This is a genomic window from uncultured Maricaulis sp., from assembly GCF_963976135.1.
Taxonomy (GTDB): Bacteria; Pseudomonadota; Alphaproteobacteria; order Caulobacterales; family Maricaulaceae; genus Maricaulis.
The window spans coordinates 34,559-45,438 of the sequence record NZ_CAXBKN010000010.1 but is presented as its reverse complement, the minus strand read 5'-3'; the positions used below and the strand labels follow the sequence as shown (position 1 = coordinate 45,438).

The window sequence follows — 10,880 nt, the reverse complement described above, 5'->3', positions numbered from 1 at the left end:
GCATGGCGGCACGGACGGGCTGGCCTTGTTTGAGAGCTTGCTGGGGAGCGCTTAGCGCCGACGCAGCACAGCTATCGTCGGCTCTGCACGCAAACCGATCACTGCAAGCGCCTGGACCAGGCTTTTCATGCTGGCCCCACCTTCAGGCGACAACAGGCGACGCACATGCGTCTCTCCCTTGCTGAGCAATTGCGCCAATTCCCTTTGTGCACCGCGTCCGCGGCTTGCCGCCCAGCGCGACAGGGCGACGCGGTAGGCCGTCACATGTTCCGGGCAGGCAGAAAAGTCAGCGCCCTGGCGCGGCGACGGATCGGGAACGGCCTCCCCGCGCCGCAAGCGCTCGCGAATCACCAGATCGAGTGCGTCGCTGGCATTGGCCAGCGCCTCGCCGACATCGGCACCATCGGTCGCCAGTTCGGGAAAATCGACACTGGTCGCGAGCAGGCGTCCGTCCTCATCCGGTACGAGGGAAATCGGATATGCAAATACGATAGAATTGGCTTCCTGCATGGCCCTGCTCCGTCAAAACTTGTCCTTCGGCACGTTCAAGTCCTTGAGCATCTTGGCCAAAAGCCCCTTGCCGATCTCGCCGGACTTGACTGTGGTCGGTCGCCCGGCAAGCCGTACCAGCTGATGCCCGCCCTTGCCCCTTTCGGGTGAAAGTTCGACATCCAGCCTGTGGGCTTTCGCGTAGATGCGGAGTCGGCGTAAAAACTCCTTGCCGTTCATCGGACCTTCCTCCGATATAGGGCCAGGACAGATAAGACACAATACTGTGCGCACAAAAATGTGCGCCTCGCCTAACGCGTCCCAGAGGTTGCATTATGACTCAATACGCCGAAAATATCACCGCCGAAATCGTCAAGGAACACGGGCTCTCGACCGATGAGTACCAGGTCATCCTCGACCGGATGGGCCGGGCGCCGAATCTCGTTGAGCTGGGGATTTTCTCGGTGATGTGGTCGGAGCATTGCTCCTACAAGTCCTCGCGCCTGCATCTGGGCAAATTGCCGACCAAGGGCGAGAAGGTGATCCAGGGGCCGGGCGAGAATGCCGGTGTGATCGATATCGGCGACGGCCAGGCGGCCATCTTCAAGATGGAGAGCCATAATCACCCCTCCTATATCGAGCCCTATCAGGGCGCGGCGACCGGTGTTGGCGGCATTCTGCGCGATGTCTTCACCATGGGCGCGCGGCCGATTGCGCTGATGAATGCGCTGCGCTTTGGCGCGCCGGACCATGCCAGGACGCGCCAGCTGGTTGACGGCGTCGTTGCCGGTATCGGCGGTTATGGCAATTGCGTCGGCGTGCCGACGGTCGGCGGCGAGACCAATTTCCACGCCGGCTATAATGGCAATATCCTCGTCAACGCCATGGCCGTGGGCCTGGCCGATGCCGACAAGATTTTCTATGCCCGCGGTGCCGAGCCGGGCCAGCCGATCGTCTATGTCGGCTCCAAGACCGGCCGCGACGGTATTCACGGCGCCACCATGGCCTCGGCCGAATTCGACGATGACAGCGCCGAAAAACGCCCCACCGTCCAGGTCGGCGATCCCTTCACCGAGAAGAAGCTGATCGAGGCCTGTCTCGAACTGATGGCGACCGATGCCATCGCCGCGATCCAGGATATGGGCGCCGCCGGCCTCACCTCCTCCTCGGTCGAAATGGCGGACAAGGGCGGCATCGGTATCGAGCTCGACATGGACAAGGTGCCGCAACGCGAAACCAATATGTCGACCTATGAAATGATGCTCTCGGAGAGCCAGGAGCGCATGCTGGTGATCATGAAACCGGGCCGCGAAGATGTCGCGATGCGGATTTTCGAGAAATGGGAACTCGATGTCGCCGTGATCGGACAGACCACGGATACCAAGCGCATGGTCCTCACCCACAAGGGCGAGACTGTCTGCGATATTCCGATTGCGCCACTGGCTGATGATGCGCCGAAATATGACCGCCCCTGGCACGCGCCTGAAGTGCGCGCCCAGATCACCGCCAGCGATGTCGCCAAGCCGGGACATATGGGCGAAGTCCTGCTCTTGCTGATGGGCTCGCCGGATATGGCCTCGAAAGCCTGGATCTGGTCGCAATATGACCGCCACGTGATGGCCGACACCGTCGCCAGTTCACAGGACGCGTCGGACGCCGCGATTGTGCGCATCCATGGCACCAACAAGGCGCTGGCGATCACCACCGACTGTACGCCGCGCTATTGCCAGGCTGATCCCTTTGAGGGCGGCAAACAGGCCGTCGCCGAAGCCTGGCGCAATCTCACCGCCGCCGGTGCCGATCCGATCGCCATCACCGACTGCCTCAATTTCGGCAATCCGGAACGGCGCGAGATCATGGGCCAGTTCGTCGGCTGTATCGACGGCATGGCGGAAGCCTGCGCCAAGCTCGACTTCCCGGTCGTGTCCGGCAATGTCAGCCTTTATAACGAGACCAATGGTGCGGCCATTCCGCCAACGCCGGCCATTGGCGGCGTCGGCCTGATTCCCGATATCGACAAGCGCGGCCAGTTTGGTGGCCTGAAAGAAGGCGATATCCTGCTGCTGGTCGGCGAGACCATCGGCGCGATGGGTGCCTCGATCTATCTCAAGGAAGTGGAAGGCCGCGAAGATGGTGGCTCACCCCATGTCGATCTGGCGGCTGAAAAGGCCAATGGCGATTTCGTCCGCGGCCAGATTCGCTCCGGCCGCCTGACCGCCTGTCACGACCTCTCCGATGGCGGCCTTGCCTGCGCTGCGGCCGATATGGCGCTGGCCTCGAAGATCGGCATCAAGCTGGCCCATGAGGGTGATGTGCCGATGCATGGCTTCCTGTTCGGCGAAGACCAGGCGCGCTATCTCATCGCCGCGAAGAAGGAAGACGCCATCGCCATCCTGCAGGACGCGAAAGCCGACGACATCCCGATCCAGGTCGTCGGTCTGGGCGGCGGCACGGCGATCACCGTCAATGGTGCCCATAATCTCGAGCTTTCGCGCCTGCGCAGCGCCTGGGAAGGCTGGCTGCCGGGTCTGATGAGCAAGGCCGTGATCGCGGCGGAATAGGCCGCCCGCCCCGCGCAAGACCAATATGAAAACGCCCGGTCGATGACCGGGCGTTTTCTGTTCGCGGCTGGCCGGGCCTATTTCGGCTTCGGTGACCGGCCAAGCATGGGAAGCACCATGCCGACGCGTTGCTTGTACGCGTGGTACTGATCGCCGAATTCGGCGATCAGGTCGCGCTCCTCGAATTGCAGGGCGACCAGGATGTAGGCGGTGGTCACGATCGCAAACAACAAATGCCCGACCGTCATCTGCGGCGTCGCCCAGAAGGCAATGATGAAGCCGGTCATGAGCGGGTGGCGGACCAGTTTGTAAAACAGCGTCTGGGCCAGAACCGGCGATTCGTCGGCGGTTTCCGGCGCATCCGCCAGGCTCTGCTTGAGTCCGAACAGATGAAGATGGCTGATCAGGAAGGTCGAGATCAGCACGATTGCCCAACCCATGAAAAACAGGCCGGTGAGCGCGGTCGCGACAATCGGGATATCGACCGACCAGACCGTGCCGGTCATCGGCCGCCACTGCCAGTAGATCAGGGCCAGGGCCGCGCTGGACAACAGAACATAGAGGGCGCGCTCAATCTGGTGCGGGATGATCTTCGTCCACCAGGCCTTGAAGGGCTTTCGCGCCATAACCGTGTGTTGAACTGCGAAGATACCCAGCAAGACGATATTGATGGCGGCCGCAACCAGCAGAGGCGAGGTCGCGCCATCATCAATACCCTTTGGCACGTAGATATTACCGACGAAACCGATGGAGTACAGAAATACAATGAAGAAAAACAGGTAACTCAGAACGCTAAACAGAAAGTATGATGCCTTCAACATTCCGGAGCTCTCTTTCGCTTTGCCAGGGATTTTATTTTACCCGACGAGATAATTGGTGAAGTGCTTTACCTTTACGTGAAGGCAGGACCCTGTCACGGGCGCTGCGCTGAGGCAAGGGCTGGCCGAAAGACAAAATTGGCCGGACAAGGCTCCCTGTCCGGCCACAATGATCGCCTGGCCTGGCTTCGCGGAATGGTCAGAGAGTGGCGAGCAGCTACCGGCCTGACGCGTCGCCGATCATGTCCAACTGCCGGTCCGCTTCACGCGCGAAATCAATGACCGTCTCCGAGGCGTCCTGGAAGAAGTCCAGGGTCATGTTCTCATACGTGTCGGTCGGCTCATGATAATGCGGGTGATAATCGACGCCCAGATAGATGAAGGGGATGCCGGCCGCGTGGAATTCACCGCTGTCGGTCGCATGCGTCCAGTCGGCCCCACGCTCCTCGGTCGGCTCATCAAATCCCATCGGCAGATTGACATTCGAGCGCGCCGCGACCGCATCCACGACCGGGATCAGGGCGGGATAGTGATAGGTCCCGACCGCCCAGAGGATCCGCTCCTGCGACATTGCGAGCATGTCGAGATTGAGGTTGAAGGTGATCGTCTCGAGCGGCACGGGCGGATTGGCGACAAAGGCTTCAGCCCCCTGCAGGCCATGCTCCTCGGCGTCAAAGGCCACGAAGATGATATCATGCTGCGGCGGTGTGGTGGCAAAACTCGCCGCCGTGGCCAGCAGACCGGCAACACCGGACGCATTATCGTCAGCGCCATTCCAGATCTCGCCGCCACGCATGCCCATATGATCGTAATGTGCGCTGATCACCATCACCCGGCCAGACTCGCCGGTGCCGCGCAGCCGCGCGATGATATTGGTGCCGGTCGTGGACGGTGACCAGCCATTTGGCCGGGCGAATTCGAAGGTCGATTCAAAGCTTTCGCCGATCGGCTCGAGCCCGATCTGCTCGAAGCGGGAGATGATATAGGCGCGGGCCCGCTCGCTGCCCGCCGTGGCCACCAGACGGCCTTCCATGTCGTCGGCTGCGAGAATGCGCAGATCCTCGAGCAATTGCGCCCGGTCCATCGCTGGCGCGTTGCCGCCGGAGCGCTGCAGCGATTCGACGCCGGCCGACTCGTTCGCGGCGGTGCCGAAGGGCGACTGGCAGGCAACGGCAAACGCTGCAAGAAGGGCTGTTGCCAGCAAGGATTGATAGCGCATGAAACTCCCCCGAATAATCTCGGGTCCAACTTGCCACGCGCCCGGCTACAACCCCACTGAAATATCCGCAATCTCAGAACCAGCGGCCCCGACGCGCCGCGGGCTCGCTTTCCAGTGCCGGCCAATGGGCCTCCGATTGCGCCAGATAGCCGGGAATATCCTGCTGCCAGCGGCGATGGATGGCCGGTGAGAAATTGAGATAGAGACGGCCATCGACTATCTCCCAGGCGAGCGGATCGCTGCGCACCTTGCGGCCATCGGCCAGGGCGAACGCGCAATGGCCGTCATAGGCCGGGGCATAGAGCGCCGGGTCAGCCAGAAAGAGCGTACGGTCGGCCTCGCTGGCAAACCACCATGTGGCGCCATCATGCTCGGCTGTTATCGTCTCCAGCCCCATCAAAGGCCCGGCGCCGGTGAAATAGCTCACCGCGTCATATCCGCTCAGGGCCCGCCCCTCGTGATCCGTGTACGGCTCGCCGGCGTGGGCATAGCCCGCCGGCAGGACCAGCAGGGCGATGAGCCCGAAGAGGGCGAAAACGGCGCGCGCGGGCCAGCTTGCTGCAGGCAATCGGATCATGGGCTTCCCCTCGGCCAAGGTGACGGATAGCGTCGCCTCCTGTATGAGCCGGACACAGACGCTTGAAAACCGTCGCCGCCCGCCCGAAAGGTCACGCTTTGACCCGCCGGATGCAAGATTTCGTGATCACTGCCCGACCAGGATGCTCCACCATGCCCATGCCCGCCGAAGAGATCATCGCCCATATCAAGGCCGGCCTGCCGGACGCCGAAATCGTGCTGGAGGATCTGGCCGGCGATAATGATCACTGGAAGGCCATTGTGACCAGCGAGGCCTTCCGCGGCAAGCTGCGCGTCGCCCAGCACCAGATGGTCTATGCGACGCTCGGCTCGAAAATGGGTAATGAGCTGCATGCCCTGGCGCTGGAAACCCGCACGCCCGACGCCTGAAGCATGAGCGACGCCATCCCCACTCCACCCGGCCCGACGGCGCCCGGTCCGCTCTCGCGGCTCGGCTTCGGCGTTACCGGCCCGCATGCCTCCCCCGCCGTCTCGCGGGGCGCGACCGGGCGCCTGATTTCCAGGGCGATCGATCTCGGCATCACCCTGTTCGACACCGCGCCGAGCTATGGCCGCGGCGAAGGTGAGCGCCGGCTCGGCACAGCCCTGCGCGGCCGCCGGCGCGATGAGCTCTGCCTCGTCACCAAGGCCGGCATCGATATCGACCGCCAGCGCGACTTTTCCGCCGGCGCGGTGGAAATGTCGCTGCGCGGTTCGCTCGAACGCCTGCAAACACCCTATGTCGACCTTCTGTTGCTGCACGGGCCTTCAGCGCCAGACATGTCAGACCGGTTGATCCAGCGGCTCGAAGCCCTGCGCGAGCGCGGCATGATCCGCCAGATCGGCGTTTGCGGCCGCGGCCCGGAACTTGATGTCGCCCTTGATCTGGGCGTGTTCGACGTCCTGATGGCCCCGGTCAATTCCGGTCTCGACACTGCCGCGCTCGATCGCCTGGCGCGGGCCCACGAAGCGGGTCACCGGGTGATCGGAATCGAGGCGATCAGCAGTTCGGCCCGCTCCGGCCTGCGCCCACCCACCTCGCGCGCCGATCTGTGGTATCTGGCCCGTGCTGCCAAACAGGCCCTCGACGGCACGACGTCGGAACGCAATCGCGTGCCGCCCGAGGGTGCGCTGAAATGGGCACTCGATCAGACCGGTGTCGATGCAGTAGTATGCCTGACAACACGTTCCGCCAATCTCGCTGCCAATGCGCGGCTGGCAGGACTTGAAGCACGATCCGGGAGCCCCCAGCTCTCCGGCAGGGATTTACCAGGAGCTCAATAATGACCACCCCCGCCCACGACGCCATCAAGGCCGCTGTCGAAAATAACGACATCGTGCTGTTCATGAAGGGCACACCGGTCTTCCCGCAATGCGGTTTTTCCTCTGTGGTCGCGCGCGTTCTCGACCATCTCCAGGTCGAGTTCGAAAGCGTCAACGTGCTTGAGGATGCCGATATCCGTCAGGGTATCAAAGACTTCTCCAACTGGCCGACCATCCCCCAGCTTTACGTCAAGGGTGAGTTCGTTGGTGGTTGCGACATCATCAAGGAAATGTTCGAGAGCGGCGAATTGCAGACCTATCTCAAGGACAAAGGCGTGCTTGAAAGCGCCTGATCACAAAAGGGCCGCCATGACAGATCGTCCAGACCGTCCCATCCTGCAGCCCGGAATCGATCATCCGCTGGAATTGCGGCAGATCGACCAGCCCGTACACATTCGCGTCGGCGACGAGCGGCTCGCCGCCCGGGCCGACGCGCTGGAATTGCGCGAGCATGTTTATCCGCCCGTGCTCTATGTTCGCCGCAGCGATATCGCGCCGCGCTTCCTGCAACGCTCAATGCACACCAGCTGGTGCCCCTATAAGGGCAAGGCCAGCTATTTCCATATCCGGCTCCAGGACGGCGGCCTGCTGGAGAATGCGGCCTGGAGCTATGAAAGCCCCTTCGCCCATATTGCCGCGATCAAGGACCGGCTCGCCTTCTATCCCGACAAGGTGAGCGTTGAATTGCTGCAAGCTTCCCCGGCCGCTCCGGCCTAGGTGATCTGGCGGCCCGGGCGGGCCCGGCCTTGCGCGCCGCAGAAGCTTCAAAACACGAGGTCCCGCGCGCGCTGTTCCGCAGTCTAGCGCTGCGCCAGGTCCTGACGGGCGGGTTCATTCCAGTCCCAGGCACGCTGATCGAGCGGGTTGAGCACGATGACACGCCCGCCCGCGGGCACGCCGAGTTCTTCAAAACCGAAACCCAGCTGAACCCCCCAGGGCAGTTCCCGCACACAGCGATCAGGCTGATGCCGCGTCAGGCTCACGGTATAGATGTCGCGATCATATTGCTCGACATCAATGGTGAAGTCGGCGCGCGAGGTACAGCCCTGCGTGTCGGCATGGACGACCAGAATGTCGTCATCAATCACCCGCCAATAGACCACCGGCTCGAGATCGGGATCGACCTGCGGCGCTTGCCGGCGCGTCCCCGGCAGGGAGACATCGGCCAGATTGACCTGCGGCATGTGGATGACCGGCAGGGACGGCATGGCCGGCAGTGACGCCATCAGACCGGCTCGCGCCACCGGTTCGGGATCGGCTGTTGTAGAACAGGCGGCGCAGCCAAGCGCGGCGCCGAGTGCGGCCAGAACGAATTTGCGCATGAAGTATCCCCCAAGGAAGCTGCCAGGCCTTCCAGTCCGCCAAGCCCGAACTGAAACACTTTGTTAATCAAACGCAATATCGGGGCCAGTTCCCTGCGACAGGAGCATCGCCGATGCTCCGCACTGCGCCGCCAATTCTGATCGCCCAGCAAAAAGGCCGCCCGGCATAACCGGACGGCCTGATCGATAACTGGATACGGGTATCGCTTACGAGGAGTAGAACTCGATCACGAGATTTGGTTCCATCTGAACCGGGTAAGGCACTTCAGCGAACTCGGGAACCCGCACGAAGGTGACCTTCATGCCTTTGGTGTCGAGATCGAGATAATCAGGAATGTCGCGTTCCGGGCTTTCCAGCGCTTCGAGCACCAGGGCCATCGAACGCGAACGTTCACGCACTTCAACCACATCGCCGGTCTTGCAACGGTAGGACGCGATATTGACGCGCTTGCCATTGACCATGACATGGCCGTGATTGACGAATTGACGGGCCGCGAAAACGGTCGGGACGAATTTGGCGCGATAGACCAGCGCATCGAGGCGCGATTCCAGCAGACCGATCAGGTTCTCGGCAGCATTGCCCTTGCGACGCGAAGCTTCGTCAAAGGTGCGGCGGAACTGCTTTTCGGTGATATTGCCGTAATAGCCTTTCAGCTTCTGCTTGGCGCGCAGCTGAAGGCCGAATTCGGAGACCTTGCTCTTGCGACGCTGACCATGCTGGCCAGGACCGTAAGAACGTGAATTGACAGGAGATTTAGGACGGCCCCAAAGGTTTTCACCCATGCGGCGGTCAATTTTATACTTCTGATTATGACGTTTTGACATGTTCTCTCTATCGATGCGGCCCGGTGTACCTCCCTCAAGGTCCACGATTAAAACGGCGGTTCACGCATCGTCCCGTTGGGGTTGATCCACACAGAGCAAGGCTCCGGCGAGGGAAAAGGGGTTCTAGCCGTGTGGGGGCGAATGTCAATGGCTGTGGGCGGCGGGGGTGTGAGGCGTCGGCAAGCCCGCGGGCGACAAAGCCACTTTCCCCAACGCCGCAAATGCGGCACACCGTCTCCAGCCCCTGGGGAGCCGGCCTTTGCTATTCAATTCGATCGAGTTTTTGTTTCTCTTCCTGCCTGCGACGCTGGCGATCTATTATATCGCGCGGCGCTTTGCCGGACACCAGGCGGCGCTGGCGCTGCTGACGCTGGCCTCGCTGGTCTTCTATGGCTGGTGGAACGCGAACTATCTGGCGCTTCTGCTCGGCTCGATCATTGTCAATCACGGCTTCGGCATCGTGATCCGCAATCGCGGGTCCCAGCCCTGGCTGGCGATCGGCATTGTCTTCAACCTGGCCCTGATCGGCGTCTATAAATACGCCGACTTCTTCGTCGCCAACACCAATGCGGTGACCGGGCTCGATCTGCCGCTGGCGCATCTGGCACTGCCGCTGGCGATTTCCTTCTTCACCTTCCAGCAGATCAGCTATCTGGTCGATGTCGCGCGCAATCATGCCAGCCCGGGCAGCCTGGTGAAACACGCGCTCTTCGTCTCCTTCTTCCCGCAATTGATTGCCGGCCCGATCATTCGCCACAAGGAGATTGCCGACCAGTTCGACGATGCCTCGCGCAAGGACAAGCTGTCCGACAATCTCGGCGTCGGCTTCACCATTTTCGCCCTCGGTCTGGCCAAGAAAGTCCTGCTCGCCGACAATCTCGAGCCCTTTGCCTCGAGCGGGTTCGACATTGCCGCCCATGGCGGTGAAGTCGGGGCACTGGCAGCCTGGACCTCGACCCTGTGCTACGCCTTCCAGATCTTCTTCGATTTCTCCGGCTATTCCGACATGGCGCTCGGCCTGGCGCGGATGTTCGGCTTTCACATCCCGGCCAATTTCAACGCGCCCTATCGCGCCACCTCCATCGTCGATTTCTGGCGTCGCTGGCACATCACCCTGTCACGTTTCCTGCGCGACTATCTCTACATCCCGCTCGGCGGCAACCGGAAGGGCGAGACCCGGCGCTGGGTCAATCTGTTTATCGTCATGCTGCTTGGCGGGCTCTGGCACGGGGCGGCCTGGACTTTTGTTGTCTGGGGCGGGTTGCACGGGCTGGGCCTGGCCTGGTGTCACTGGATCGACAGCAAATTCCCGAACGGGCTCTTCCCGAAGCCGATGAAATTCCTCGCCCCCCTGCTCACCTTCGCCTTTGTCAGCTTCGCCTGGATCTTCTTCCGGGCCGACAGTTTTGCTGCCGCCAGCGAGATGTTGGCCGGCATGGCCGGGCTCAACGGGCTGGGCGAGAATGTCGGCGACGAACCTTTCATCGCGATCATCGTCAGCCTGGCCATCATCTGGGCGCTGCCCGACACGATTTCGGCGGTGTCGCGCCATCTCGACCCGCGCACCCTGGCGGGACAGGAAGACCGGCTGCAAAAGGGCTGGCGCTGGTCGGCCAGCACCACCAGCGCGATCCTGATCGCCAGCCTCTTCTTCATCGCCATCATCAATTCCTGGACCGTCGCGGAGTTCATCTATTACCGCTTCTGACACCCCCAAACCCGGCGCTGCCAGGCGCCTGGCCCACTA

Annotated in this window: 13 protein-coding genes; 6 read left to right on the top strand and 7 right to left on the bottom strand. The window is 62.0% G+C overall.

From position 1 onward, the window contains the following. Positions 1-51 precede the first annotated feature (51 nt). Positions 52-510, bottom strand: a complete 459-nt coding sequence (locus AAC023_RS02645) for a type II toxin-antitoxin system HicB family antitoxin (protein ID WP_339737840.1) — start codon at positions 508-510, stop codon at positions 52-54. Between the two features lie 12 nt (positions 511-522). Then, the gene (locus AAC023_RS02640) at positions 523-729 is read right to left on the bottom strand and encodes a hypothetical protein (protein ID WP_339737838.1); all 207 of its coding nucleotides are present in this window, start codon (positions 727-729) and stop codon (positions 523-525) included. 95 nt (positions 730-824) lie between these two features. On the opposite strand from AAC023_RS02640, the gene purL reads away from it, so the two are divergent. Then, positions 825-3,050: a phosphoribosylformylglycinamidine synthase subunit PurL gene (gene purL, locus AAC023_RS02635; RefSeq protein ID WP_339737836.1), complete on the top strand. Its 2,226-nt coding sequence runs from the start codon at positions 825-827 to the stop codon at positions 3,048-3,050. 77 nt (positions 3,051-3,127) lie between these two features. Here the strand turns inward: purL and mddA are convergent, their stop codons facing one another. From mddA to AAC023_RS02620, 3 genes are all read right to left on the bottom strand, one after another. After that, positions 3,128-3,871: a methanethiol S-methyltransferase gene (mddA, locus tag AAC023_RS02630; protein WP_339737834.1), complete on the bottom strand. Its 744-nt coding sequence runs from the start codon at positions 3,869-3,871 to the stop codon at positions 3,128-3,130. 214 nt (positions 3,872-4,085) lie between these two features. Beyond that, entirely contained in the window at positions 4,086-5,087 is a 1,002-nt protein-coding gene (locus tag AAC023_RS02625) for a M28 family peptidase (RefSeq protein WP_339737832.1), read from the bottom strand. Between the two features lie 73 nt (positions 5,088-5,160). Further along, positions 5,161-5,664: a YHS domain-containing (seleno)protein gene (locus tag AAC023_RS02620; protein ID WP_339737830.1), complete on the bottom strand. Its 504-nt coding sequence runs from the start codon at positions 5,662-5,664 to the stop codon at positions 5,161-5,163. Between the two features lie 152 nt (positions 5,665-5,816). Here AAC023_RS02620 and AAC023_RS02615 point away from each other — a divergent pair, with 152 nt between their 5' ends. Genes AAC023_RS02615 through AAC023_RS02600 form a run of 4 tightly spaced genes read left to right on the top strand, consistent with a single transcriptional unit; the run spans position 5,817 to position 7,703 of the window. Beyond that, on the top strand, positions 5,817-6,053 hold the full coding sequence (locus AAC023_RS02615) for a BolA/IbaG family iron-sulfur metabolism protein (RefSeq protein WP_339737828.1): 237 nt from the start codon (positions 5,817-5,819) through the stop codon (positions 6,051-6,053). Positions 6,054-6,056: 3 nt separating this feature from the next. Next, entirely contained in the window at positions 6,057-6,947 is an 891-nt protein-coding gene (locus tag AAC023_RS02610; RefSeq protein ID WP_339737826.1) for an aldo/keto reductase, read from the top strand. Beyond that, complete coding sequence (gene grxD, locus AAC023_RS02605) at positions 6,947-7,279, top strand: Grx4 family monothiol glutaredoxin (RefSeq protein ID WP_339737823.1); 333 nt, start codon at positions 6,947-6,949, stop codon at positions 7,277-7,279. Before AAC023_RS02610 ends, grxD begins: the two co-directional genes overlap by 1 nt. A gap of 16 nt (positions 7,280-7,295) precedes the next feature. Next, positions 7,296-7,703: a DUF427 domain-containing protein gene (locus AAC023_RS02600; RefSeq protein WP_339737821.1), complete on the top strand. Its 408-nt coding sequence runs from the start codon at positions 7,296-7,298 to the stop codon at positions 7,701-7,703. 83 nt (positions 7,704-7,786) lie between these two features. Here AAC023_RS02600 and AAC023_RS02595 read toward each other — a convergent pair whose 3' ends face one another. Together AAC023_RS02595 and rpsD are read right to left on the bottom strand one after the other, a co-directional pair. Then, positions 7,787-8,308, bottom strand: a complete 522-nt coding sequence (locus AAC023_RS02595; RefSeq protein ID WP_339737819.1) for a hypothetical protein — start codon at positions 8,306-8,308, stop codon at positions 7,787-7,789. Between the two features lie 207 nt (positions 8,309-8,515). After that, on the bottom strand, positions 8,516-9,133 hold the full coding sequence (gene rpsD, locus AAC023_RS02590) for a 30S ribosomal protein S4 (RefSeq protein ID WP_339737817.1): 618 nt from the start codon (positions 9,131-9,133) through the stop codon (positions 8,516-8,518). 259 nt (positions 9,134-9,392) lie between these two features. On the opposite strand from rpsD, the gene AAC023_RS02585 reads away from it, so the two are divergent. Next, positions 9,393-10,841: an MBOAT family O-acyltransferase gene (locus AAC023_RS02585; RefSeq protein ID WP_339737815.1), complete on the top strand. Its 1,449-nt coding sequence runs from the start codon at positions 9,393-9,395 to the stop codon at positions 10,839-10,841. The last annotated feature ends 39 nt before the right edge of the window (positions 10,842-10,880 follow it).